At 60.1% G+C, this 25,275-nt stretch carries 27 protein-coding genes; 6 read left to right on the top strand and 21 right to left on the bottom strand.

The window, feature by feature from the left end; translation table 11 throughout:
• Positions 1 to 2: 2 nt before the first annotated feature.
• The 8 genes from JFT87_RS11705 to tam form a co-directional block, all read right to left on the bottom strand.
• Complete coding sequence (locus JFT87_RS11705; protein ID WP_201201432.1) at positions 3 to 758, bottom strand: HAD-IB family hydrolase; 756 nt, start codon at positions 756 to 758, stop codon at positions 3 to 5.
• Complete coding sequence (locus JFT87_RS11700; RefSeq protein ID WP_201201431.1) at positions 755 to 1,705, bottom strand: HpcH/HpaI aldolase/citrate lyase family protein; 951 nt, start codon at positions 1,703 to 1,705, stop codon at positions 755 to 757. Before JFT87_RS11700 ends, JFT87_RS11705 begins: the two co-directional genes overlap by 4 nt.
• A complete protein-coding gene (locus tag JFT87_RS11695) occupies positions 1,705 to 2,799 on the bottom strand; it encodes a cysteine protease StiP domain-containing protein (RefSeq protein WP_201201430.1) in 1,095 nt (364 codons plus the stop codon). The genes JFT87_RS11700 and JFT87_RS11695 overlap by 1 nt, the downstream gene beginning before the upstream one ends.
• A complete protein-coding gene (locus tag JFT87_RS11690) occupies positions 2,792 to 3,550 on the bottom strand; it encodes a trehalose phosphatase (protein ID WP_201201429.1) in 759 nt (252 codons plus the stop codon). The genes JFT87_RS11695 and JFT87_RS11690 overlap by 8 nt, the downstream gene beginning before the upstream one ends.
• Positions 3,540 to 4,667 (bottom strand): phosphoribosyltransferase domain-containing protein, encoded by a 1,128-nt coding sequence (locus JFT87_RS11685; RefSeq protein ID WP_201201427.1) that lies wholly within the window; start codon positions 4,665 to 4,667, stop codon positions 3,540 to 3,542. Before JFT87_RS11685 ends, JFT87_RS11690 begins: the two co-directional genes overlap by 11 nt.
• A 70-nt stretch (positions 4,668 to 4,737) precedes the next feature.
• Complete coding sequence (locus JFT87_RS11680) at positions 4,738 to 5,877, bottom strand: trypsin-like peptidase domain-containing protein (protein WP_201205163.1); 1,140 nt, start codon at positions 5,875 to 5,877, stop codon at positions 4,738 to 4,740.
• A gap of 93 nt (positions 5,878 to 5,970) precedes the next feature.
• Positions 5,971 to 6,972, bottom strand: coding sequence for an ATP-grasp domain-containing protein (locus tag JFT87_RS11675; RefSeq protein ID WP_201201426.1), 1,002 nt, complete (start codon positions 6,970 to 6,972; stop codon positions 5,971 to 5,973).
• A gap of 163 nt (positions 6,973 to 7,135) precedes the next feature.
• Positions 7,136 to 7,906, bottom strand: a complete 771-nt coding sequence (tam, locus tag JFT87_RS11670) for a trans-aconitate 2-methyltransferase (RefSeq protein WP_201201425.1) — start codon at positions 7,904 to 7,906, stop codon at positions 7,136 to 7,138.
• A 379-nt stretch (positions 7,907 to 8,285) separates the two neighbouring features.
• Between tam and JFT87_RS11665 the strand changes: the two genes are divergently transcribed.
• The 3 genes from JFT87_RS11665 to JFT87_RS11655 all read left to right on the top strand — a co-directional run bounded on the left by JFT87_RS11665 (position 8,286) and on the right by JFT87_RS11655 (position 9,982).
• On the top strand, positions 8,286 to 8,789 hold the full coding sequence (locus tag JFT87_RS11665; RefSeq protein WP_201201424.1) for an inclusion body family protein: 504 nt from the start codon (positions 8,286 to 8,288) through the stop codon (positions 8,787 to 8,789).
• A 123-nt stretch (positions 8,790 to 8,912) separates the two neighbouring features.
• A complete protein-coding gene (locus JFT87_RS11660) occupies positions 8,913 to 9,452 on the top strand; it encodes an AidA/PixA family protein (protein ID WP_201201423.1) in 540 nt (179 codons plus the stop codon).
• 119 nt (positions 9,453 to 9,571) lie between these two features.
• Positions 9,572 to 9,982: a low affinity iron permease family protein gene (locus JFT87_RS11655; RefSeq protein WP_201201422.1), complete on the top strand. Its 411-nt coding sequence runs from the start codon at positions 9,572 to 9,574 to the stop codon at positions 9,980 to 9,982.
• A 144-nt stretch (positions 9,983 to 10,126) separates the two neighbouring features.
• On the opposite strand, the gene JFT87_RS11650 is transcribed toward JFT87_RS11655, so the two are convergent.
• The 8 genes from JFT87_RS11650 to JFT87_RS11615 all read right to left on the bottom strand — a co-directional run bounded on the left by JFT87_RS11650 (position 10,127) and on the right by JFT87_RS11615 (position 15,947).
• A complete protein-coding gene (locus tag JFT87_RS11650; RefSeq protein WP_201195290.1) occupies positions 10,127 to 10,630 on the bottom strand; it encodes a DUF4142 domain-containing protein in 504 nt (167 codons plus the stop codon).
• Positions 10,631 to 10,703: 73 nt separating this feature from the next.
• Positions 10,704 to 10,862: a KGG domain-containing protein gene (locus JFT87_RS11645; RefSeq protein WP_082356627.1), complete on the bottom strand. Its 159-nt coding sequence runs from the start codon at positions 10,860 to 10,862 to the stop codon at positions 10,704 to 10,706.
• A 116-nt stretch (positions 10,863 to 10,978) separates the two neighbouring features.
• On the bottom strand, positions 10,979 to 12,328 hold the full coding sequence (locus JFT87_RS11640) for a sensor domain-containing protein (RefSeq protein ID WP_201201421.1): 1,350 nt from the start codon (positions 12,326 to 12,328) through the stop codon (positions 10,979 to 10,981).
• A 90-nt stretch (positions 12,329 to 12,418) separates the two neighbouring features.
• The gene (locus JFT87_RS11635; RefSeq protein WP_201201413.1) at positions 12,419 to 13,057 is read right to left on the bottom strand and encodes a LysE family translocator; all 639 of its coding nucleotides are present in this window, start codon (positions 13,055 to 13,057) and stop codon (positions 12,419 to 12,421) included.
• Positions 13,058 to 13,117: 60 nt separating this feature from the next.
• Entirely contained in the window at positions 13,118 to 13,534 is a 417-nt protein-coding gene (fos, locus tag JFT87_RS11630; protein ID WP_201201411.1) for a fosfomycin resistance glutathione transferase, read from the bottom strand.
• A 4-nt stretch (positions 13,535 to 13,538) separates the two neighbouring features.
• Positions 13,539 to 14,255, bottom strand: coding sequence for a hypothetical protein (locus JFT87_RS11625; RefSeq protein ID WP_201201409.1), 717 nt, complete (start codon positions 14,253 to 14,255; stop codon positions 13,539 to 13,541).
• Positions 14,256 to 14,291: 36 nt separating this feature from the next.
• Positions 14,292 to 15,014 (bottom strand): hypothetical protein, encoded by a 723-nt coding sequence (locus JFT87_RS11620; RefSeq protein ID WP_201201407.1) that lies wholly within the window; start codon positions 15,012 to 15,014, stop codon positions 14,292 to 14,294.
• A gap of 21 nt (positions 15,015 to 15,035) precedes the next feature.
• On the bottom strand, positions 15,036 to 15,947 hold the full coding sequence (locus JFT87_RS11615; RefSeq protein WP_201201405.1) for a LysR family transcriptional regulator: 912 nt from the start codon (positions 15,945 to 15,947) through the stop codon (positions 15,036 to 15,038).
• A gap of 78 nt (positions 15,948 to 16,025) precedes the next feature.
• Between JFT87_RS11615 and JFT87_RS11610 the strand changes: the two genes are divergently transcribed.
• Positions 16,026 to 16,511, top strand: a complete 486-nt coding sequence (locus JFT87_RS11610) for a DMT family transporter (RefSeq protein WP_201201403.1) — start codon at positions 16,026 to 16,028, stop codon at positions 16,509 to 16,511.
• A gap of 58 nt (positions 16,512 to 16,569) precedes the next feature.
• On the opposite strand, the gene JFT87_RS11605 is transcribed toward JFT87_RS11610, so the two are convergent.
• The 4 genes from JFT87_RS11605 to JFT87_RS11590 form a co-directional block, all read right to left on the bottom strand.
• Complete coding sequence (locus tag JFT87_RS11605; protein WP_201201401.1) at positions 16,570 to 17,901, bottom strand: MFS transporter; 1,332 nt, start codon at positions 17,899 to 17,901, stop codon at positions 16,570 to 16,572.
• Positions 17,902 to 18,078: 177 nt separating this feature from the next.
• Positions 18,079 to 19,005 carry a hydroxymethylglutaryl-CoA lyase gene (locus JFT87_RS11600; protein ID WP_201201399.1) on the bottom strand — a complete coding sequence of 309 codons (927 nt, stop codon included), beginning with the start codon at positions 19,003 to 19,005 and terminating at the stop codon, positions 18,079 to 18,081.
• A complete protein-coding gene (locus JFT87_RS11595; RefSeq protein WP_201201397.1) occupies positions 19,002 to 20,195 on the bottom strand; it encodes a CaiB/BaiF CoA transferase family protein in 1,194 nt (397 codons plus the stop codon). Before JFT87_RS11595 ends, JFT87_RS11600 begins: the two co-directional genes overlap by 4 nt.
• 248 nt (positions 20,196 to 20,443) lie before the next feature.
• A complete protein-coding gene (locus tag JFT87_RS11590; RefSeq protein ID WP_201205161.1) occupies positions 20,444 to 21,337 on the bottom strand; it encodes a LysR family transcriptional regulator in 894 nt (297 codons plus the stop codon).
• A gap of 247 nt (positions 21,338 to 21,584) precedes the next feature.
• On the opposite strand from JFT87_RS11590, the gene JFT87_RS11585 reads away from it, so the two are divergent.
• Positions 21,585 to 22,820 (top strand): aminotransferase class I/II-fold pyridoxal phosphate-dependent enzyme, encoded by a 1,236-nt coding sequence (locus JFT87_RS11585; protein ID WP_342367172.1) that lies wholly within the window; start codon positions 21,585 to 21,587, stop codon positions 22,818 to 22,820.
• 16 nt (positions 22,821 to 22,836) lie between these two features.
• Positions 22,837 to 24,003, top strand: coding sequence for an MFS transporter (locus tag JFT87_RS11580; RefSeq protein WP_201201387.1), 1,167 nt, complete (start codon positions 22,837 to 22,839; stop codon positions 24,001 to 24,003).
• Here JFT87_RS11580 and yiaY read toward each other — a convergent pair.
• A complete protein-coding gene (gene yiaY, locus JFT87_RS11575; protein WP_201201385.1) occupies positions 24,000 to 25,148 on the bottom strand; it encodes an L-threonine dehydrogenase in 1,149 nt (382 codons plus the stop codon). The two genes, JFT87_RS11580 and yiaY, sit on opposite strands and share 4 nt — an antisense overlap.
• Positions 25,149 to 25,275: the final 127 nt, after the last annotated feature.

Genomic DNA, 25,275 nt, shown 5'->3' with positions numbered 1-25,275 from the left:
CGTTACGCTCCTTGTTGGTCATCGGTGTTCATGGAGCGATCAGGTTTGCCCGCCCCATGCAGGTCGGTGTGCGCATCGCGCACGCCCGGATTACTTCCTTTGGTTGCCCGCAGACGTCCACGACGCCATGCCGGGTGAAAGTGCCGCCAGTGCGCATCTTCAGCAGCAGCCAGCAACTCGTGATCACCGCGGGTATCGCCCCAGGCCCGAATGCGGAATTGCTGCAAATCGCCGTAAACCGCTTCCAGCCTGAGCACCTTGTTTTCGCACCGGCAGTTGTTGCCGGTAATGTGCCCGGTCAATACACCGTCAATCACTTCCAGCTCGGTGCCGATCAGCTTCACACCAAGACGGTCGGCGAAAGGCTGCAACACCAATGCAGGCGAAGCGGAACAGAGAGTCACCACGGCACCGGACTTGATCTCGGCAGCAATCGCCAGCAAGCCTGACGGGCGCATCAAGCGTGGCCAGGCCCGAACGCAATAACTCGCGGCTTGCTGCTGCAGCCACTCAAGCTTCACACCCACCAGAAACGTACGGATCAACTGTGCCTTGAGTTCGTCACGGCTCATTCGCCGCGCCACGAATCGCAGGCTGGGCAACGCCAGCTTCAGCAGGCGCCGATTGAACTCGCGCGCGCCGAAGGCAAACTTCAGAAACGGCACAAAGCTGTCGTTACGGGTCAGCGTGCCGTCGAAATCGAACACCGAAAGGACGGGCCGCGGCGGTGCGCCGGGCTTATCGGTCTGCTCTATCATCCCGCTACCTCCGCCAGACGAATCGAACTCTCGCCGACACCGACTTCCGCATGACGGATGCCGTGCCACTGCGCGCGTTCAAGAATTTTTACGGCCCACTTGTAATGGGTCGCCGGCTCGCACATCGCGTCGTTGTGCCGGAACACCGCCGGCGCCACATCGCTGACAATCAGCTTGGCGCTGTTGAAGTCCTCAAGGCTGACACGCAGCGTGTCCTGAATGATCTCGATCTGGCTTGGGTGAATCGCGGTCTTGCCGACCAGGCCATGAGCGATATCAGATTCCAGTTCCTCCCTGAGCAGGTGCGGCGACGCCAACTGCTCGAACACCGGCGCAGTCAATGCGAAACCTTGCGAGCCCATGACCCCCGCCAGCATCGGAATCACGTAACCCATCGGCGTGCTGTAGAGCGTGGTGGTCGGATTGCGCCGAAGACCGAGGCTGCCCATCAAGTCATTGCCGCCAATGCGCAAGGCGATGATGCGCTGATTCAGACTCGCCTTGAGCGCCTGCCCCAATTCGACCATGGCAGTTGGGTTGAAGACGTCCGCGGTCTCCAGCGTCGGCATTAGGAACAACGCAGGATTGGTCACGGCCTGTTCCCAGGCGCCGAGGTTGGCCGAGGTCAGTTTCGGGATGACGAAGCCATCGACGTGCGCCATCAGCGGCCAATCGTTGAGTACCGCCGCCATCTCCGAGTCGCGGGGCCGAACGAACAGCAACGGGCCGTCCTCTGGACGACCGCCGCGCTGATCGATGACTGTCAGCAAGCCATGCAGGTTGGCCAGTGCGGTCGCGATATCGATGTCGGCGACCGCGTCTTCCAGGCACACCACCAGCGAGCGCAATTCCGGCAGTTTGTTGCGAAACACCACATCCAGCAGGTCCGCACGCGTGGCGGGCATGTACAGCGTGGCGCCGAGGGCATAGGGAGAAAGGGTTTTCATCAGCCCAGACTCCGAATGATGGTCACCGCACGATAAGGCCCCAACTGCGCGCCCACCTCTTCCACCGGTACGCCGGCGGCTTCGGTCAGGTGCATCAGCAACTGCACATCGCTGTCGTTGCGGTTGCGGATCAACACGTGGTGCGGAACCCGGCGCAATACCGCGCGCGTCGCTTCGGCGATGCCCGGCTTGACCCGGTTCAGGTTGGTGATCTCAAAACGTGTGGCCAACGACTCAACCACGTGGCTGGCCGCCCCCTGAAGTTCCACACGCTGAGCGTCGCTCCACGGCACGGCTTTGGCCACGACGCCCAAGGCTTTGCGCTGCACTTCGATCTGCTCGATGAACGCTTGCGTCACATCGTGCTCGCGCAGGTGGTCGTACACCACGCAGCCATGCAGTCCGCCGTTTTCCGGCCAGATCGAGCGCGAAACCAGACCGGAGACCGTGGCCCCCAGAATGCCGGACGGGATCACCCAGTCTTCGGCAGACGCTGCCATCCAGGCGCGACCGCACGGGTCTGCCAGCACGACCAGTCGCGGCAGCGCGGGGAAACGCGGGTCATCGCCCAGGCTGCGCTGGATTTCGCCACAGATTGCGCCCTTGCCGGTCCAGCCATCGACAAAGATGATGTTCTCGGCGCCATGGCACTGGATGATGGCTTCCAGGGCAACGGTATCGATGCCCCGATCGCGGACGATGCTGATGCCGTAATGGTAGGTTTCGCGGCCCATCTCGATCAGTGCGCGACGCAACAGCACACCCAGCGGCAGGCCGGCGCGCACGAACGACACCAGCACAATTGCAGGGCCCGCACAGGCTTCATGCAACCCCAGCGCCAGCGCTTGCACATCGGCGGCCATACGCTCGCCGTTCTGCGCCAGAACACGCTCGTAGAGTGCCTTGTGAATATCGCTGGGCGCGCTTTCCAGGCTGATCATTTCGGAATAGTGCTTCTGCTTCGTCTGAATCAGGCGCTCTTTTTCCTCGACGTCGGTCACGTCCATCTGCACGGCTTGCAGCAGAAAGTGGACGTCATCCGGCGCATAGCTCGCGCTGCCCACCGTCAGCAGTTGGGAGATGGCATTACTCATGAATCGACGCCTCTACTCGCTTGGCCAATTGGCTGCGCGTTGGCGTCACCCACCAATGGCACTCCTGCATGAAGGCCAGATCGGTGATGCTGTCGCCGAAGCCCAGCAGTGGGCGTTCGCCGTTGATTTCGCGGTCACGACGCAACCACTCCTGCACCGCCGCCTGTTTGGACAGGCCCTGAGGCAGGAAGGCCAGGTTGTTGCTGTTGCCATGAATGTGCATGCCTTCCAGCAACCCTTGCGCCTGAACTTCAGCCAGCACGGCGTTGAGTACCTCGTCGCTGGACTCGTTGTGTTTGGTCACTACGTAGTGACGCAGCCCTTCCTCTTCGACAACCCAGCCACGCAAGGAAATGCCCAGTTGCTTGCCAATGGCGAGCGTCGCTTCGCTCAATTCCGGCAGACGCTTTTGGTAGTCGGCAAGCAGGTCGCTCATGCGCGCCTGCCAGGCCTGATCAAGCTTGCCGTCGGCGCCAAGAATCACGCCGCCGTGGGAACAGATGGCGCCCTGGCGGAATGGCAGGCGGACGCGGCTGAAAGCTTCAACACTGCGCGCGGTCACCGGCACTACGTCCGTGGTGGCGAGCAACCATTCGGTCATCGACTTCTGCACCGGGCTCATGTAACCGTTGGGCTGACCGTCGACGTCGAGGGTCGCCGTGTGGCGTGGCGTATCCGGCGACATCTTGCGTGCGGTCTGAAACAACGTGTCGTCGAGATCGACCAGCGCCAGCGGGCGATTACTTGGCATCGACGATCACCTGTGCGTTCAAGGTCTTCAGCAAGTCGGCTGAAACCGCCTGCGCCGGTGTTTCCGAGCAGATCAACACGCGGTCGAACTGGCCCGGGCGCACGTTGTAGAGAAAGTTGGCGATGCCCAGACCGTAGTTGTCGGCAAACGACAAGGCATGCCCGATCGCATGCCCCAGAGCGATGGGCGAGCGGCTGGTCGAGCTGAAATGCACATCGGCGCCAGCACGCTCCAGACGTTCGGCCAGCAGAAACGGACGCCAGACAAACTCGCTGGTGCCGACGACCAGAACCTTTTCACCCGGTTCTACGTGAAGCTCGGGCGCCAGGCTATCGGCGACACTGCGCACGCCCAGACGGCCCCAGTCGTTGTCGGCATTCACCGGCCAGTCACCGGCGGCGATGGTGCCCACCGCGGGCATGTCGGGCAACGGCGCATCGGGGTCTTCGAAGAATTGGTACGAGCCCTGCAGCAGCGACACTTGATGCACGCGATCGCCCAGCGCGTCACGCACCGCGCCGCCCGACCAATCGGTCAGCACGCAGGTCACGACCTGTTCGACTTTATCCAGACCGGCATCGACCAGAGCGCGATGCAGATTGATGAACGTCTTGCCCGTCGAGGCCTCGTCATCGACCAGCACCAGCGAGCGCGCATTGAGCATCTGCTCACGCACCTGCGCGTCAACCGGCAAGTGAATCAAGTGAGCGCTGGCGTGGCTGTGCTCTTCTTCGAAGCGGGTGAACAGTTCGGTCCCCGTCGGGTGACGCGTGCTGACCATATAGACCGTGTCAGGCCGCGTGGCGCTATACGCCCGGTGTACACCGGCACCGAGGCCGACAGCGGTTTCGGCCATGCCGATGACCAGGACCGGGCCTGGCAAGTCAGCCGGAATTTCTGCCGCCAGGCTTTCAAAACTGGCCGCCATCACCGACGGACGGACCGGAATATGCCGTCCGAGCACTTTGGACACGAACAGGAATGCCCGCTTCGGATTACGACGTTCGGCGAAGCCAAACAGTGACTCAGGGGCAATGACAGCATCATCAACGTTGACGTCGAGACGCCCGCGCATCAGTTGTGCGCTCAGCGCTTGCGTTGCTGCATTTGATTCCATTAACAGTTCCTGCCTTGGCACTGGACCAAACATCCAGTGCCTCTTCCGTAAGTTTCAATTCAAAGATGAATCAGAGATTTGTGGCTTCCACCCGCCACATAGATGCCTGTGCTTCGCGCGCGAGTTGCGCTGCGGTAAACGTCTGGCCCGACGCATTCTTTTTGCCGTCAACACGACAGGCGTCGAGGAAAGAAATCAGCAGCGATGCTTTCACCGCAAAATTCATGTTCTGTGCATCAGGTATGGATGAAGTGACGAGACCGATCACGGCCCCGGAAAAATCAAACAGCGGACTGCCGCTGGAGCCCGGCTGGATGGCTGCGGTGAACTGCAACAGGCTGGCGTCGTTGTGCAAACCGAACAGCGCTGAAACGCCACCCTGAGTGACATGGACGCCGCCACCGGCAAAACCGGCCAGTGGAAACCCCAGCGCGACAATGTCTTCGCCGAGATCGCAACCGAACCCGGACTTGAAGGCCACCGGCTTCAGCGCCGGAGAGTCGATCACCCGTAACAGGGCGATGTCGTTACGCCGATCAACCACCACCGGATCGGCACGGTAGCGCCCGTCAAACGAGGCAATGTGGATCTCGCGCATGCCTTCAATGACGTGGGCGCAAGTCATTACATGGGTGGGGGACACGGCGAAAGCCGTACCGGTGGCGCTGCTCGCCGGACGACCGGATCCCGATGCATTGGGCCGGCCATTGGGGTGGGCTTCGTCGATCTCCAGACCGATACGACGGCCAAGCGCAGCGAGGCCGTAGGCAGAGCCTTCAGCCAGCGCGCGAAATTTCCATTGTTCATTTCGGCGGTAGAACTCGCCGATGATGATCGCGGATTCGCCATTTTCGCGAAGATCCAGCGCGTAATCGATCTGGCCATCGACCTGCAGGCGCAGGTTTTTCAGCTCGCTGACCGGGCCGGCAGCAGAAAAGGTGTAAACCACCAGAAGCACGCGATCGCTGCCCGCCGGAATGTCATCCAGGTTCAGCTTGCAGCCGACTTTCTGCTGATCCTCGACCCATTCCATCCAGGCGCGGGGCGTCTGGAACAGGGCTGCATCACCTTTCGGGCGGCGTTTTTCATCAACCGGCAATATGGCAACCGCGGCATACTCCCCGAAAGCTGAAGAGTTTCCACATTCCAGAGTCCATTCACTCCGGGCGCTTGATACTGCGGTGTTTGCGCCAGGCGCTAGCACCATCATTCCTTGAAAACTCCTTTCATTGCTTCCTGCATTGGTTTGGGCCGGTCGACGCAAACGCGCAAATGGTAGCAGACTTCATATGTCGAATTAATATCAGGGTGAAGCGACCGCCGCGACGGTAATGCCTTTGACCCGCACGTTTGGCCGCCAGACGCCCTGCGGCTCAGGCAAGCCCAGGCGACGAGTGGCAAAAATCCCCGGCAGGTTCAAACCGGTCGCCCGGGTGTAGCCGATACCGCCGGAATAGCGCGCGTTGATTTCCAGCAAATGCGGTTTACCGTCCGCATCGTCACGGGTCTGCACGTTGACAATGCCGTCGCACCTGAAGTGCTCGGCGGCCTTCAGAGCCAGTTCGATAGCAGCGCCTTCACGCTCACAGAGCTGATGCAGGCCCTTTTTACGACGACCAACGAACGCGATCGGGCGCCCGGCTTCACACACCATGTCCACCGAACACTCGCTGCCGGCCATGTAGGGCATTACCAACATCGGTGGCGGCGGCGTTACCGCCGAACGATAGCCGTGCATATAGATGTCGAAATTCACTTCACGTACATCAGGGTTGGCGAAGCAGCGGAAAGGATCGGCACTTTCCTTGAACCGCCAGAAACCCTGGCCGTAAATGCCCACGGCAGGTTTCACGCAGACTTCACCCGAGGCACTGAGCGTACGGTAGGCCGCCAGCAACTCTTCGGCATTCGATGCGGTGATGGCCGGCACGCAAGCCAGGCCGACGCGTTCTGCTTCAGCCGTGAAGCGGCTCTTGTCATCGACCAGGTCAAACGTGTCCAGTGAAAGTGCACCGGTGACCAACACCAGGCCCGCGCGCTCGAAACGCTCACGAGCATGCTCGAATTCCCGACCCACGCGGCCCGCCAGGACCACTTTGATTTGCTCAGCCTGAGCAGTGGCAATGACCCAATCGATGCGTTCCTGATTGTCCGCAGGCTCGACAAGGCCGACATCCGCGACCGAAGTGATTTCGGGACGATCCTGTCGATGCGAGGCAAAAATTTTCACGTCGGCAGGCAACGCCTCGCGCGCACCGAGAATGATGTCCCGCTGACTGGACTGCCCTTCGAGAAACCAGATCACTATTGTTACCCTTCCTTATAGATGCGCCGAAAGCCGCGGAACACATGAACAATTCGCCGACTTCCACTGATGGAGCGGACAGTACCTACTTGCGGTGCAAACTCAAAGGGAACGTTGCAAATGGTTCTGGATTGCCAGATGACCCGCTCTCCTGCCGAGGAAACTATCGAGTCGCAACAATGAACAACCGCGGAAACGGCAACAACACGGTCCCATCCTCCAACGCTGGATAAGCCTGTTCAATCGCCGCCAGATATTGCTTCAGATACTGCGCCCGCTCGCCCTCATCCAGCGGATCGAGAAACGGCCGCAACCCACTGCCCTTGAACCACTCCACCACGCCCGAAGCACCGCCCGCCAGCGGATGGTGGTAGGTCGTGCGCCACACATCGACGCGCTTGCAGTGCGGCCGCAGCATCGAGTAGTAAGCGCTGGCACTGGCCATTTCCGTGCGTTGCCCGGCGGCGTCCGCCAGTTTGCTGGCCCACGGGCCATTGGCGGCGACTTCGCGCATCAGGCGATGGGACGGTTCGTTGAGGTTGTCGGGCATCTGGATGGCCAGGCTGCCGCCCTTGGTCAATCGAGAGGCCAACGACGGCAGTAACGTTGCGTGATCGGGCAGCCACTGCAACACCGCGTTGGCGAAGATCACGTCGAACGGGCCGCTATCGTTCCAGGTTCCGATGTCTACGGTATCGAACTGCACTTCAGGCAGGCGCTTGCGGGCGGCTTCGATCATGTCGGCCGAACTGTCGAGCCCGCTGACGTTGGCCTGGGCAAAACGCTGCACCAGTAGCTCCGTGGAATTACCGGGCCCGCAACCGATATCCACGACTGATCGCACCTCCGCCGATGGAATGGCGGCCAGCAGATCGCGCGCGGGACGCGTGCGTTCATCTTCAAATGCAACGTATTGCCGGGCGGACCAACTCATTGCGCTCTCCTGTCAGGGAACCTTGCAGCGGTTGATCACAATACAGGCTGGATCACGATCTGCTCCAGAGCGACTCATTTCAAAGCATGTCTGCGTACGCTGTTTTTTATCGCCAATTGGCAGGATTGACGCCTTTTCTCGACCGTTCGTCGAGCGATTGGTAAAGCAATTTTGACAGCCTACATATCGCATCTATAGTCCTACTCGCGGCCAGTCGGAAGGAACCCGACCTGTCAATTTACACGCAGGGAGCAAGGCCAGTTCATGCCCCGAGATCGGTGGGTTCCGCCCGTAGTGTTTCAACAACGGCCGCAAGGCAAGCAAGCGTTGTCGCGCCTGGAAAGATGCCAGGCACTCACTATGAACAAGGAGCTTTACTATGTCTCGATTCACGGATGTGCTGGTCACTATCGACACTGAAACCATTCTGAAAAACTATCCGAACATCAGCAAAAACCCCGCTTCGCCAACGATGATCGACGTTAATCATGTGTACATGGTGACAAACCGGGACAACGTGATAAATGGCCAGGCCGGTGGCGAGCTCAACGTGAAAGCCAGCGTGGGCGATATGATTCGCTGGCGTGAAACCAGCCTGTCACAAAGCTTCGAGAAGGCTGTGATTTTCTACAAGTTCATTGGCAACGTCGGCAACGAGTTGATCACCCCGCCTTCGCCACGCAAGGCTACGGCCTGCGTCGCCGTCCCTAACACCAGCAACCCATCGGTGCCGAGCTGCCAGAAAGTCGATAACCATTACTGGTCTTCGGAAACACTTTCGTGCGGTAGCGTGACCTATCACTTCCATTTCCTGATCGTTGATCGCGACTGCAAAATCGTCGGCTGCTGCTCGTGGGATCCGTTCATCACCATCAGCAACTGACGAAGGCTGGCCCCTTGGCAACAAGGGGCCTTCCCAAATCGTTGCCGTTTCGTCGGGAACAGGATGTCTTGCATGAACCGAAGCGGCTGCCGTCTTGTGCCAACATCATGAAAGGAATCCATGATGACTTCCGAACCGATCAAATCGCCTTCATCCAGTGTCGCGACGGCCAACAATGTTCTGCTGGTCGTCGATGCCGAATCAGTGCTCTTGCGCTACCCACAGCCAAGCCAGGACGCGGCAGCACCCACCAGCATTAGCGATGGCCTGATCTTTTTCACCCTGGGAAATATCTCGAAAGAAATTGTTATAAATGACAGCAAACTGACATTACCTGTCGAGGTCGGTCGCAACATTCATTTACGTGGCAGGTCGATCAGCCTGATCGCCGAACACAGCGTCGTGATCTATCGCCTGACCGTGACGCAGAGTGGCGCCCTCTCAGACCCCCACCTGGAAGTCCACCCCGACCTCACCGTGCCCGCCCCCAACCCCGAAAACCCGACAGTGCCGGCCAGTCGCAAGGCTGATGACCACTTCTGGGTTTGCACGGTGAAGGCTGCCGGGGTCACACAGTGCGAGTTGAGTTTTATGTTGGTGAATCAACAGTGTGAGGCTGTGGGGTATTTCAGCTGGCAGACTAAAGTCGAGATCAAGCCCTAGGATACTCAGGATCGAACCGGTCAACAGGCCGGTTTTTCATGGACAAACACGATGCCAGTCGAATTTTCACAACGCCGTCAGTGTCTGAATTTCAGACGCCCCCAATAAGGAATACGGCTATGAAATTCGCGAAGATTTCCCAGAAGCTCGCTTTATGGGCCGGTAGCCCGAAGACGTTCATGGGGGCGTTGATCCTGATCGGGTTGTGGGGGTTGAGCGGGCCGATTTTTCATTTCAATGACACTTGGCAACTGATCATCAATACCTCAACGACCATCATCACTTTTCTGATGGTGTTCCTGATCCAGAACACGCAGAACCGCGACACCGACATCCTGCATCTGAAGATCGATGAACTGCTGCTGGTGACCAAAGAGGCACAGAACGCGATGCTGGGGCTGGAGGCGCTGGATCTCAAGCAACTAGAGGCGCTACGCAGGCATTACCGCTCGTTGGGCGAGGGAGAGGTTTTCAACCTTGAGGGGCTGGGTGAGAAGAGCAAGCCGAAACAGGATTTGAATGAGTGCTAGTCATAGGGTCATTGGTGGCGAGGGAGCTTGCTTGCGCTGGTGGGCGAAGCGGCCCTGTATTTAGGGGCTGCTTCGCAGCCGACGGGGATAAATCCCCTCGCCACAAAATCCCCTCGCCACAGGAGACATCAGGGCTACTGGAGTTTAGCGGCTGGCTTGCAACGCCTTGGCCATCTGCAGGTGGTTTTGCAGTTTTGGCAGGGTTTCTTCGGCAAACGCTTTGATTTCCGGCACGTCGGTGGTCTGCGCTTCTTGCTGGATCTGCGCGATGGCTTCTTGGGTGGTTTTCACCTGACTGGCGACATAAGCCTGATCGAAGGCCGCGTCTTCCTTAACTTGCGGAATCAGCGCTTTGGACTTGTCGATCACGTCCTCGCGAGGCGCCACCGGCAGGTCGAGCTTCTTGGCGATTTTCGCCAGGTGCTGGTTGGCGGTGGTCAGGTCGTTGATGACCACGATGGTGTAGTCCTTAACCTCTTTGGATTCAGTTTTCTGATGCGCCAGACGGCTGGCTTCGATGTCGGCCATGCCTTTGGCGGACGCATCGTTGATGAAGTCGGCAGGCGACTGCGCAAAGGCGCTGGTGGCACACAGGCCCAGTAGCGTGGCAAAACTGGCGTTGCGTAAATGGGTGGCCATCCGGCTCATGGTCGCGCCCTCCTTCTGAAAAATTCAAACGGGGGCTTTCGCCCCCGCCGCTCAATCAAAACATCCTTCACCACTACCGAGACTTCTGACCACCTTTGCGGCCCATATCGGTTTTCGCAGGGTCTTTCTCGACAGTCGTGGTGGTGGTTTTCCCACCTTTGCGACCGGCTTCAGATGCCTTCGTTCGATCGTTGGCGAAGTTTCCCGAGTTCGAGTTTCTTGAAGTAGGCATGATTCTCTTCCTCTTGGTGATGATTTCGGCGAGCAAACACTCGCAAAGAATCTGAATTCAGATCCGCCCAAAGGTTTAGAAAAGCTGGGGATGCTGCGACGAACGGCAGCGAACGTTCAGACCTCAAGCGGCGGGTGACGCAGGCGTTTGACTGCGTACATGGCCTCATCGGCGTAGCGGAACAACTGCTTTTCTTCTGTGCCGTGCTCGGGATAGAGCGCTGCACCGATGCTGGGTTCGATGTTCAGGCTGTGGCCGTCCAGGCGCAAAGGCTGCACCAGCACCTGACGGATTTTTGCGGCGACGCTGGCGGCGTCTTCGGCCGCATGAATGCTGTGCAGCAGCACCACGAACTCATCCCCGCCGATGCGTGCCACCGTGTCGCTATCGCGCACGCAACCCTTGAGCCGATTGGCCACCGCTTGCAGCAGCATGTCGCCGACCGCATGGCCGTGGGTGTCGTTGACCTGTTTGAAACGGTCGAGATCAACGTACAGCAACGCCATCCGTCCGCCCTCCAAACGGGCCCGCGCCAGCGACGCCTTGAGCCGGTCGCGGAGTAATTCGCGGTTCGGCAACTGGGTCAGTTGATCGTACTGGGCCATGCGCTGCAGCCGCGCGTGCAATTGCTTGCGTTCGATGGCAGTCGCCACTTGGGCGCAGACGTATTGCAGCAGTTCTTTGTCTTGCTCGGTGTAGCGCTCGCCACCGGCCACGCTTTTGACGATCAGCGCGCCGATGGTGCCGTTTTGCGAGTTCAGTGGCACGCCGAGCCAGCACGGTGAGTCCTGCCCCGCCACCAACACTTCGAAGCCCTCGGGTGGGTCATCCTGGTCCGGCGTCAACAGGATCGGCTGACCGCTGCGAATCACCTCGGCGCACAAGCGTCCGGTGACGGTGCCCGGCAGTTCGGGCTGATGTTCGCGGTCGTCGACGTGATAGGGAAAGTTCAGCTGCGCACAGTGTTCGTCGTACAGCGCGACGGAGAAATTCAGCGCCGGCAACCATTCGCCGATGATCGAGTGGATGCGTTTGAACAGCGCCAGCAAATCTTCCGCTGCATGGGCTGCTTCGGAAATCGCATACAACGCCGCTTGTCGTGACTCGGCCTGTTTGCGTTCGGTGATGTCCCGGGCCACGGCGATGCGCAGTTGATCGACTTCCGACCAACGTGCCGACCAGAGGATATGCGCCACGCGGCCGTCCTTGCGCAGGTAACGGTTTTCGAAGTTGAGCTTGGGCTCGCCGCCCATGATTTCCCGCGCGGCATCGAGGGTGCGCTGACGGTCGGCGGGGTGCACCAGGTCGATCATCGGCTGGCCGATCAGTTCGTCAGGGGTGTAACCGAAAATACGCTCGCAGGCTGCACTGACAAATACAAAGCGACCTTGTTTATCCACCGCACAAACGGCGTCCAGCAACAGGTCAATGTAACTCGCCAAAGGCGCGGAATTTCTGGTGGCCATGGTGCAGGGAGCGTGTCCGGAGAATGCAGCGATAAAAAAACCGTCCTTGACCGTTATGACTGTGTCACTGACGCCTCCCTGCAATCAGCCTCAAGCCTTGTTCGTCACCAACCCCGGCAATGCATGCGCGAGGGCATTGATGGCGAAACCGATAAACATCACCCCGCACAACCGGGTGATCAACAGTTCATGGCGTTGATACAAGGTGCGCACCCGCCGCGCACCGACAATGCCAATGAGGATAGCGTACGCCAGCAATCCGCCCACAAAGCTCAGGGCAATCAGCCACGGCAGCATCGACCAATGGAGCAATTCGGCGCGGCTGGACAACAGCGCGGTGAAGGTCGCCACCGCCACCGGATAGGCTTTCGGATTGGTCAGGCCAAACAAAATACCGTGCCAGAACGGCTGCCGCGCCGGCCCTTGCGGTGCTTCGGCGCTGCTGCGACGAGCGCGAACCGCGCGCAGGCCGAGCCAGAACAAATACAGGCCGCTGAGCACGCCCAACACATCGAACGCGGTACTGCCGATTTCCCGGGCGCCGACAATCGCGATCAACGCGGTGCTGCACCAAACCACATCCCCGAGCAAATGCCCGCACAAGAACCCCGCCCCCGCGCGCCGACCACGGGCCGCGCCAATCCCGAACACCGCCAGCACGCCCGGCCCGGGTGTGATGCCGTAGATAAAACCGGAAGCGAGCACGGCCATTAGCAGCGATGGAGTCATGGAAAACCTGCAAGCGCCGGAACACGTGGTGGCCAGTCTATATCAGCCGATTGCGCCTGATCACTGCTCGTCGTAAAAACGCATGCCGGCATACGGTTTTTGCCGACAGGCTGCCAGGCGTGAGGCCAGGTCACCGACATGGACTTCAAGCTTGTGGCCGTCCGGGTCGAGGAAGTAGAACGACGCACCTTCGCTGCGGTTGTCGCGCCATTCCTGAACGTTCGACGCTTTTAACTTCTGCACGAAATTCGGGAAGTCCTTGGCATTCAAGCTGAACGCATAATGGGTGTAGTCGGCGTTCGGCCCGGCCTTGCGCTGGGGATCAAGCGACAGACACAGCCACAAACCCGGCAGCGACAGATAGGCGCCGGCGTCCCACGTCGCTTCGACGCGCAGCTGCAGCACATCGCGATAAAACGCCAGGCTGCGCTGCAGATCACTGACCGCCAGGGTCAGGTGGTTGAGGCCTGTAAGCATCGTGTCAGTAACCTCTGAAGTCCTCGGGAACGATGTATTGCTGGCCATCGTAGGTCAGGGTGACCTGGGTTTTCTTCAGGTCGGTGGTTTTCGAAACGCACTGACTTCCCGACTTGGTGTTTTTCATTTTGCTGCCGCTGGTGGTGATGAGCAAATCGGCAAAACCGTGGTGACTCGACGTGCCGATGTCGACAGTCCTGCGCAGCGTCTTCGTGTATCCGTCGCAGTCGCTCATGAATTCACCGTGGTTTTTGAACACCACCAGGCCTTCCAGCACCGGCCGCAGCGCATCGCCCTCGCGGACATACAGCGTCAGATCGGTTTTCTCATAGGGAATGGCGCTGGAACTGTGGCCGAACATTGAACGCACGCCGAAAGCCCGTACGTTCGGCGCCAATCGATAGCGCGCGGTGTCGATGCGCAGGTCATCCAGGCGAATGGCGTCGGAGTTGAACGCGCCCGGCTTATGGTATGTGGCAATAGGTTTTGCGTTGCTGGCATTGACCACCGACAAGTCCAGATCGAACACCCCGGCATCGTCACCGCCGACATCGGCGAGGTAAGTCGATTTGACCGCGATCGCCTGATTCTGGAACGCCGGCCAGACTTTGCAGCGTGACAGGGATTTGCCGTCGAAGTCTTTGGTCTGGCAGGCGGCCTGGGCTTGAGGGATGAGCGCCAGGAAACTGAGGGTAATAAGGAGCCTGGTGGGCGTGAGCATTGTTCTTCCTTGATAAAAGTAGTGTTGAGCAGGCTGTCAGTCGCCTTTGAAACCCTTGGGCAGGACGTAAGACTTTCCGTCATAGCGCAGTGTCGTCAGCACCGGGTCGTAGACGGTGATTTTATCTTCACAGTCAGCGCCCTTAACAACATTCGACGTGCCTGTTTCCTGAGTTTTGACAATCAAGTCCGCATAACCATGAGAGCTGGTTTTGCCGATTTCCAGTGTTCTCGAAGTTTCATAGCGCTCGCCGGTACACTCACCGTCCCATTCACCGCCATAGCGATAAACCACCAACTGGCTGAGGACTGGTCGTAACTTTGCACCCTCCCTGACGTAGAGTGAAAGTTGATTTTCCCTCAGGGGGTTCAGGCGAGAACCGTTATTGAGAGTTGCCCGTACACCGAATGCTCTAAGCTCTGGGGTGAGTTTGTAGCGAGCGGTATCGAGTGTCAGTTCTTGCAAACTGACGCCATCCAAGGTGATGGCAGCCGCTTGGTGATACGTCGCAACAGGATCAGGTTGAACACCCTGCAAAACAGTCACGTCGACATCGTAGGTATCGAGCGCTTGCGCACCACCGTGCTTTAACCGAGCCTCGGCACTGAGGATCAGCCCCGGATAGGCCGGCCAATCCTTGCACACCGATAAATCCTGCTGCCCGGCTAAGGTGGCCGGCGTGCAATCGGCAAACGCCTGCCCCGCCATCAACCCGCCACACAGCACCACACACCTGATCCAGCCAGACTTCACTGTCACTCCCCACTCCTTGAAAACATTTCAGCCGCGCACTATCCCCTCCTCTATCTTCCGGTTCAACCAGTTCAACGCCTGATCCCCACCCCGCCGCTTATGCCACGCCAACACAAACGTAAACGATGGAATATGAAATGGCGGCGGAACAACAATCAGCGACTGCTCATCAACGCTGCGCAACCCACGCGACGCCACCGTCAGAATCAAATCCGTACCGCTAATAAACTCCGGCGCAACGCTCCAGTGCGGCAGGCTGATGGCCACGCGACGGCGTTCGCGCAGGGACGTCAGCGCCCGTTCGATTTCCGGGGTGCCGCTGCCGCGCATTTCCAGCAGGACATGGGGGCGGGCCAGGTAGGTTGGCAGGTCGAGTACGCCGTCGGCGGGCAGGCTGTTGCGGTCGAGCAGGCAGGCGTAGTGCTCGTCGAACAGCGGCGTGCTGCGCAGCTCGTTCGGCAGTTCCGGAAACACCCCTGCCGCGACGTCGATATCGCCGTTGAGCACGCCATCGAGCATGCCTTCGCGGCTGGCGTGGCTGATTTGCAGGTCGATGCCCGGCGCTTCCCGGCGCAAGGTGCGAATCAGCCCCGGCAGAACGATGGCGGCGCCGTAGTCGGACATCGCCAGGCGAAACGTGCGCTTGGCGGTCGCCGGATCGAAGGTGTTCGGAGCCAACAGTGATTGCACCTGGGCCAGGGCTTCGGTCAGTGGCGCGATCAATTCCATCGCACGCGGGGTCGGTACAAGGCTGGCGCCAGCGCGCACCAGCAATGGATCACTGAGCAAGTCGCGTAATCGCGCCAACGCATGACTGACCGCCGGCTGACTCAGGTGCAGGCGCTCGGCGGCGCGGGTCACGTGTTGCTCGCTGAGCAAGGCGTCGAGGATCACCAGCAGGTTGAGGTCGATGCGCCGAAGTTCATTCATCTGATGCATATCCAACATAGCTATTTGGAATTTAAATTTGCGCGGCGAATACCCTAGAGTCCAGCAAAACCTGTTGGAGAGAAGATCATGAGTACGTTGCATTGGGCCGGCCTGTTAGTGCTGGCGGTGATTGCCGGGGCGGTCGTGCCGTTTCAGAGCGCGATCAACGCCAACCTCGGGCGCGGGCTGGGGCATCCGTTGTGGGCGACGCTGGCGTCGTTGCTGGTGAGTGTGCTGGTTTTGTTGCCGGTGATTCTGGCGTTGCGATTGCCGTTGCCGTCAGGGGCTTTTATCAGCAAGGCGCCGTTGTGGATGTGGGCCGGTGGTGCGTTTGGCGTGTGTTTTGTGGCGCTGGCGGTGGTGTTGCTGCCCAAACTCGGAGCTTCTGGGTTTATCGCCTTGGCACTGGCCGGGCAGGTGCTGGCTTCTATGATGCTGGATCACTTCGGTTTGTTCGGGTTGGTAGAGAAACAGCTGACCTTGCCACGGGTGTTTGGGGCGCTGTTGTTGATTGCGGGGGTGGGGTTGATTCAGTTTGGCGATTCACCGGGAAGAGTTTTGGCACCGCAATAAGATCAAAAGATCGCAGCCTTCGGCAGCTTCTACCGGAGGCTGCGATCTTTTCAGCGGCTCAATACTTGTCGAGCGTGCGCAATTTCTGCGGCAAGCCCCACAGCAGCAGCGCTGCTGCAATCAGCGCCGCCACGCCGATCACATACAGCGCCGGAGTGGTGCTGCCGGTCAGGTCCTTGATCGAGCCGACCATCACCGGGCTGACAATCCCGCCGAATTGCCCAAGGGTGTTGATCACTGCAATCCCGCCCGCTGCCCCTGCGCCAGCACCGGCCAGCAACTTCGGTGGCAAGGTCCAGAAGCTCGGGATCGCGGCAATGATGCCGGCACCGAGCAGGCCGAGCGCGACGATCAGGAACGTGGTGTGATCGGCGAAAATCCCCGCGCTGAAGAAGCCGATCGCGCCAACGATCACCAACCCGGCGACAAACTTGCGGCGCTCGCCGGTCGCGTCCGACAACCGCCCGATCACCACCATGGTGATTGCACCGCAGATGTACGGAATGGCCGTCAGCAGACCAATCATCACCGGACTTTCGGTGCCGGCGCTGCGGATCAACTGCGGTGCCCAGAAGTTGAGGCCATAGGAGGCGATCTGAATCAGGAAGTAGATCAGCCCCAACGTCAGGAATCCCGGAATTTTCAGCGCCGCCAGCAACGAGCCGCCGCTTTTGTGCGGCTCATGATGAGCGATGCGGCTCGACAGCAGTTTCTTCTCCTGTGGGGTCAACCAGTGCGCGTCCTCGATACGGTCCTTGAGCAGCATCAGCACCAGAAACCCCAAGCCAACGCACGGCACACCACCGAGCAGGAACAACCAATGCCACCCGCGCATTTGCAGCACGCCATCGAGGTGTTCCAGCACCAGCCCGGAAAACGGCGCCCCAACCAGACCGGCAAACGCCGAGGCCAGAAACAGCATCGACGTAATGCGCCCACGGAAGTGCTGCGGGAACCACAGTGTCAGGTAATACAGCACGCCCGGCGCGAAACCCGCTTCCATCGCGCCAATCAAAAAGCGCAACGCGTAGAACTGCCACTCGCTGGTGACGAAGACCATCAGCGCGGTCGCCACGCCCCAGGACATCATGATTCGGGCGATCCAGCGTCGCGCGCCGACCTTGTACAGCATCATGTTGCTCGGCACTTCGAAGAGCACATAACCGACCACGAACAGCCCGGCACCGAGACCATAAGCGGTGTTGCTCAGGTTCAGGTCGGCTTGCAGCTGGAATTTCGCAAAGCTGATGTTGATGCGGTCGAAAAAGGCGAACAGGTAGCAAACCATGATCAACGGCATCAGCCGCCAGGCGACTTTGCTGACCAGGGCTTTCTCGGCATCTTGATCGACGGACGAGCTCGCGCCCGCCTCCATAACGTTGAGGCTCATAGCTTTTCTCCAGGCGGACTGCCAGTGGGCGTCCGATTGTTTTTGTTGTCTGGTTATGACGCTGTTCCTGCCGGAGCCGAGCTTGCTCGCGAAGGCGTCAGTGCAGGCGATATCGCTGCTGAATGACACAGCGCTTTCGCGAGCAAGCCTTGCTCCTGCAAAGAGGGATTTCGCTGGTCAGGTGGGGATTGGGTGCAGGTCGCAGTTACGTCCGGCCTTGGCCAATTGACCGGGAACTTCGTGGCCCAGAAGATCAGGCAGACCGCGCGACAGTTGCAGTAACAGCGGCAGGTCGATACCCGTGTGGATGCCGATTTCATCGCACAGGTTGACCAGATCTTCAGTGCAGATATTGCCCGAGGCACCCGGCGCAAACGGGCAACCGCCAAGCCCGCCAAGCGCCGCGTCGAAACGCCGGGCACCGGCTTCGTACGCTGCCAGCACATTGCACAGACCGAGACCACGTGTGTTGTGGAAGTGCAGGGTCAGATCGCTCGCTGAAACGCGCTGCAAGACTCGCCGCACCAGCCGATCCACCTGACGCGGATTGGCCATGCCGGTGGTGTCGGCAAGCGTGATGCCCTGAATGCCAAGCGCCTGATAAGCGTCGACGATTTGCAGCACACGGTCCTCGTCTATCCGGCCTTCGAACGGACAACCAAACGTGGTCGCGATACTGCCGTTCAGGCGCACACCCGAGCCGCTGGCAAACGCGACAATGTCGGCAAACGCCGCCAATGAATCCTCGCAACGCATACGCATATTGGCCAGGTTGTGGGTCTGGCTGGCGGACATCACCAGGTTCAGCTCATCGGCGCCCGCCTCCAACGCGCGCTGCGCGCCCTTGAGGTTGGGGATCAGTGCAACGTAGATCACGCCGGACTGCCGTTGTATGCCGTGGAAAACCTGTTCACCGTCACGCAGTGCCGGGATGGCTTTCGGCGAGACGAACGAACCGGCCTCGATGCGACTGAAACCGGCCTGCGACAGTTGATCGATCAGCGCGATCTTGTCGGCGGTTTCGACCCAGGTCGGCTCGATCTGCAAGCCGTCGCGCGGCGACACTTCCTGCACGATCAGGGTTTGCGAATAGTCCGTGATCATTGCACCACCCCTTGGCTTTTCAGGCGTTCGATGTCGCGTTCAGTCAGGCCGAGACCGGCAAGAATGCCGTCGGTGTGCTGACCGAGACTAGGCCCCGACCAGTTCACGCCGCCGGGGGTTTCCGAGAGTTTTGGCACGATGCCTGGCATCTTCACCGTGGTACCACCGGGCAGCTCGGCATTGAGCAACATGTCCCGCGCCTGATAGTGCGGATCGGCGACGATATCAGCCACCGAATAGATACGCCCGGCCGGGACTTCGGCGGCGTCGAGGGCGACGAGCACTTCGTTGATCGGCAGGCTGCTGGTCCAGTGGGTAATCGCGGCATCGAGGATGCCACTCTTGGCCGCGCGCCCGTCGTTGTGGGCAAGTTCCGCCGCTTCGGCGAGATCGCTGCGGCCGATGGTCTGCATCAGACGCTTGTAGATCGGATCGCTGTTGCCGGCGATCACCACGTAGGCACCATCGGCCGTCAGATAGGTATTGGACGGGGCAATGCCCGGCAACGCGCCGCCGCTGCGTTCGCGGACATGGCCCAGCAGGTCGTATTCCGGCACCAGACTTTCCATGACGTTGAACACGCTTTCCGCCAGCGACACATCGACCACCTGGCCGCCGCCCTGCCCGGTCTTGACCCGCAGCAGCGACATCAGCGCGCCGATCACCGCGTGCAACGAGGCCAGCGAATCGCCGAGGCTGACGCCGACCCGCGCCGGTGGCGAACCGGGGGTGCCGGTGGTGTAGCGGATACCGCCCATGGCCTCGCCGATCGCACCGAAACCCGGGCGGTCGCGGTACGGGCCGGTCTGGCCGTAACCGGAGATGCGCACGAGTGTCAGATTGGGGTTAAGGGCATGCAATACATCCCAGCCCAGACCGAGTTTTTCCAGCGCGCCGGGGCGCAGGTTTTCGATGATCACGTCGGCATCGCTGGCCAGTTGTTTGACCAGTTCGATGCCTTCGGCGGATTTCAGGTTGAGTGCCAGCGACTTCTTGTTACGCGATTGCAGGTACCACCAGAGTGACGTGCCTTCGTGCAGCTTGCGCCATTTGCGCAGCGGGTCGCCCTGACCCATGGCTTCGATCTTGATGACTTCGGCGCCAAACTCGGCAAGCATGCGCGCCGCAAAGGGCGCTGCGATCAGGGTGCCTATCTCGATCACTTTGATCGCACTCAAGGGGGCAGTCATCGTCGGGTACCTCTTGGTCTTGGAATATGCGGGCAAGACTAGAGGCGCGGTGGTGGAGGAATCCAACCTTCGTTCGGCAATGGGCGTTCGCGAACTGCGAACGCTGGCGAGATGGGATGAACCTGGGGCCGCCTCCGCGAGCAAGCTTTGCTCCTACGCGGGTTATGTTGGCCCCGGCACTCGGCTGCACGGCAAAACCTGTAGGAGCAAGGCTTGCCCGCGAAGAGGCCGCCAGCCGCAATCGAGATTTATCCCCGGCGCAAATGCTCGAACAACAAGCGACTGACCGGCGACAGCCCCTTCTTCTCATCCCGCACCACCACAATCAGCGCCCGATCCGACCATTCATCTGTCAGCGGCACCGCGTGCAACCCCAGCGCCTGACCGAACAACTCGAACGCCCGCTGCGGCAAAATCCCGATGCCCATGTTCGCCTGCACCATGCGGCATACCGCATCAAACCCCGGCACATGAATACGAATGCGCAGAACCTTGCCAGCCTGACGCGCAGCCGCGTGGGTACGCATGTTGATCGAACTGGCGGCGTGCAGACCGACGTAATCGCTGTCGAGGGTTTCGCTGAACGCCACGGATGGGCGTGCGGCCAGAGCATGCTCGGGCAACATCACCACGACCAGTTTGTCCTCGCGGTACAACACGCTGTGCAAGCCTTTGGTGTCGCTGTCGTTGGAGCAAATGCCAAGGTCTGCCACGCCGTCGAGCACGCCCTGAATCACTCCGGCGCTGGGCCGTTCTTCGAGATCGGTCTTGACCTGCGGATGCTGCGCCGAGAAGTCGCGCAGGTCTTCCGGGAGGAATTGAATGATCGCCGACAGATTCGCCAGCATGCGCACGTAACCGCGCACACCGTGGCTGTGCTCGCCCAGCTCCAGGCCCATTTTTTCGACGTTGAACAACATCTGTCGCGCGTGGTGCAGCAGCGTTTCGCCGGCCGGCGTCAGGGTCATGCCTTTGGCCTGCCGCACGAACAGGCTGATGCCCAGCGCCTCCTCCAACTCCATCAGACGCTTGCTTGCCGCCGACACCGCAATCGCTTCGCGCGAGGCGGCGCGGGTCAGCGTGCCCTCTTCGTGCACGGCGACAAACAGTTGCAGGGTGATCAGGTCGAGGCGGCGAATCAGGCTTTTTGCAGCATGGAAGGCTCGCTGGCGGAGTTCGTTCGAGTCGGCAGGATAGCCCGGTTTTTGTTGAAGTCGGACATGTGATTAATCCGCGGATTTTCGAGGCTCCGCCCTACAAACAAAACTCCGTTGCCTCTCAGGATTAGCGGAAACGGCCGATTTTTACCCGACTTTGCGCTCTGTAAAGTCTGGCAACACACACAAATTGCAACACCCAATGGATCGCTACGCTCAAGGAATGTCGCCTGTGAATCTGCCGTTGCCCAGCCTCAACCTGTATTCCAACTACCGCAAAGTCATTGCCCTGGCCGATTACGATTGGGACATCGCCGAACTCGGCAAAGTCGCCGGGCTCAATGTCGAAGTGCAAGGTGCCAACCACCTGTTGGATCAGTACGGTCGTGAATTGCATCACTTCTGCACCACCTCTTATCTGGGTCTGGATCACCATCCCGACCTGCTCAAAGGTGCCATGACCACGTTGTGGGAAACCGGCAGCCTGCGGATCGCCAACTCAAAAAACCGCTGCAAACTGGCGATTCTGGAACAGTACGAAAACGAACTGTCCGACTTGTTCGGCGCAAGTTGCCTGAGCACCTTGTCGTGCAGTGCGGCAAGCGCTGGAATCCTTCCGCTGCTGGCCAGCGGCGTATTCACCGAAAACCGTCCGCCGGTGATGGTGTTTGACCGCATGGCGCATTACTCGATGAATCACCTCAAAGCCGCGTGCTCGGACGAAACCCGGGTGATCACCGCGCCACACAACGACATGGATTTTCTTGAACGGACCTGCCAGCAGCACGCCCGTGTCGCCTATGTCGCCGACGGTACCTACAGCATGGGCGGCGTCGCCAACATGGAAGGTCTGCTGTACCTGAAGGAGCGCTATGGGCTGTTTCTGTACATGGATGATTCCCACGCCTTGTCTGCCGTGGGTCAGCAAGGCGCCGGCCTGGTTCGTCCGCGGATGGCGGCGCTGGAAGACGACTGCCTGATTGTCGCGTCACTGGCCAAGTCGTTTGGCGCCAGCGGTGGATTGATCATGCTTGGCAACGAGCGGCAGAAAAAACTCATCCAGCGTTACGGCGGGCCGAGCAACTGGTCGCAGAGTCTCAATTGCGCGGCGATCGGCGCCGGGCGGGCCTCGATCCGCCTGCATCACAGCGCAGAACTCACCACGTTGCAGGCGAGCCTTCAGGCTAATATCCGCCTGTTTGACAGCCTGATCAGTACCGAGCAATGCCACAGCAACATGGCCATCCGCCTGATCAAGTGCGGTGAGGCCGCGCTGGCCAACCGCATCGCGATTGAATTGTCCGACCTCGGTTTTTTCACCTCGGCAGTCTTTTTCCCGGTGGTCGCTCAAGGTCAGGCTGCCATCAGAATCACCTTGCGTGCCGACATGGAGCCGACGGTCATTCGTCAGTTTTGTGAGCTCATCATCGAGCTGTTGCGCACCCACGGCGGGGACGTCGGCCACTGAAACCACGGATGATTCCATGAAGAGCAGCACCACCCTCCTCGTAACCTGCAGCACTGTTTTTCTCGCGCAATTGGGCATGAGCATTTACCTGCCGGCGCTGCCGGAAATGGCCTGGCATTTGTCCGCCGAGGCATCGCAGGTTTCGTGGGGGTTAGCGGTGTATTTGATCGGCATGGCGTTGCCGATGTTGTTCTGGGGCAGCCTGGGCCAGCGCATCGGGCGCAAGCCTGTGCTGCTGGCGGCGCTCGGTATTTATGGCGTGGGCAACCTGGTATTGCCCTTGGGCCAGACGCTGGAATCATTCCTGTTTTTTCGATTGCTTCAGGGCATTGGGGCCAGCGGGATCTCGGTGATGGCCCGGGTGCTGATTCGCGACAGTTTTCGCGGTGATCTGCTGGCCAAGGCGTTGTCGTGGATTTCGATTTCCTTCGTGGTGGCGCTGGGGATTGGCCAGTACCTGGGGTCGATTATCCAGGTCGCGTTTGGCTGGCCTGCGATCTTTTATGTGCTGGGGGCCGTGAGTCTGGTCATGGCCGGGATCGTGGCGCGGGTCGCGTTCCCGGTGCTCAACGATGAAAGCAGTCCGGTCTCCAGTTGGTCGAGCTACGGGCGCATCCTGCGCCATCGCGCCTTCTTGCTGCCGGCCCTCGCCGGCGGCCTCGGTTACGGGGTGATCATCGCGTTCAACACCGCTGCGCCACTGATTCTGCAAGGACCGTTTGACTGGTCCGCTGTGGAATACGGGCTGCTGGGTTGGCCGATCAGCGCGGCGTATTTTCTCGGAGCATTGGGGGTGAATCGCTATGTGTTGCGCACTGGTCAGCATTGGCTGATGACGCTCGGCGTTGGGCTGGTGTTAGCTGGCAGTGCGGTGATGTTGCTGGGGAGTGTGGCGGGGACGTCGGTGGCGTTGCTGTTCTGGCTGCCCTACTGCGTTGCAGTGTTTGGCCAGTCGCTGAATTACCCGATCAGCCTGTCACTGGCCAACAACGGTTCGCCGGTCGGCGGTGCTTATGCGATGGCGTTGAGCGGTTTCATCCATCAGTTAATGGCCGCCGTGATTGGCGGCATCGCCAGCCTGATCGCCAGTCAGCAGGCCTGGCCATTATCGTTGTTGTGCACCTTGCTGGCCCTCGGCGCGATGCTCTGTGTGAGGCTCGCGCCGGGCCGCAAAATCGCCTAAAACGCGCTGCGGAAAATCTCCTCGATCTGGCGTTGATCCGCCGCTCGCGGGTTGGTCAAGCCACAGGCGTCTTTCAAGGCATTGGAGGCGAGCACCGGGATGTCGTTGAGCTTGGCGCCGAGGTCACGCAAACCGCCGGGGATTTCCACGTCTTTGGCCAGGCTCCGAATCGCCGCGATGGCCGCTTGCGCTCCCTCTTCCGGGCTGAAACCGCGAATGTCGGCGCCCATGGCGTGGGCCACATCGGTCAGGCGATCGGCGCAGACCAACGCGTTGAAGCTCTGCACGTGAGGCAGCAGCACGGCGTTGCACACACCATGTGGCAGGTCGTAGAAACCACCCAACTGGTGGGCCATCGCGTGGACAAAACCCAGCGACGCATTGTTGAACGCCATGCCGGCGAGAAACTGCGCATACGCCATGTTTTCCCGGGCGGCCATGTCGCTGCCATCGCGCACGGCCAGGCGCAGGTTGTTGCTGACCAGAGTGATGGCCTTCAACGCACAGGCGTCGGTGATCGGATTCGCAGCGGTGGAGACGTAGGCTTCGATGGCGTGGGTCAGCGCGTCCATGCCGGTGGCGGCGGTCAGACCCTTGGGCATGGCGACCATCAGCGCCGGGTCGTTGACCGATAGCAGCGGCGTGACGTTGCGGTCGACGATGGCCATTTTCACGTGGCGCGACTCGTCGGTGATGATGCAGAAGCGGGTCATCTCGCTGGCGGTGCCGGCGGTGGTATTGATGGCGATCAGCGGCAGTTGCGGCTTCTCCGATTGATCGACGCCTTCATAGTCACGAATCTGCCCGCCGTTGGTCGCGCATAGGGCAATGCCTTTGGCGCAGTCGTGGGGCGAGCCGCCGCCCAGGGATACCACGAAATCACAGCGACTTTCCTTGAGCAGGCCCAGGCCGCGCTCGACGTTAGCGATGCTCGGGTTCGGCTTGGCGCCGTCGAAGATCACCGAGTCGATGTCCTGCATCGCCAGTTTCTCGGCAATCATCGCCGCCACGCCGGCCCTGGCCAACCCGACATCGGTGACGATCAGCGCCTTGCGAAAACCGTACTTGCGAATCGCGTCCATCGCTTCGTCGAGGCAACCGTTGCCCATGATGTTGACGGCGGGGATGAAAAACGTGCTGCTCATGAGCGAATCTCCTGCAAGGGGGCCGAATCGACAGCTCCGATTCAGCGGATGCCCACAGGATCGACCGAACAGTCACGGCGCATGTTGATCTGGCTCAACCCCCGGTCGTGATAAAGTCGCCGCCCAT

Origin of the sequence: Pseudomonas sp. TH15 (genome assembly GCF_016651105.1) — a bacterium.
Taxonomy (GTDB): Bacteria; Pseudomonadota; Gammaproteobacteria; order Pseudomonadales; family Pseudomonadaceae; genus Aquipseudomonas.
Note: the sequence above shows the minus strand (reverse complement) of the source record. Positions and strands in the feature narration are given on the sequence as shown.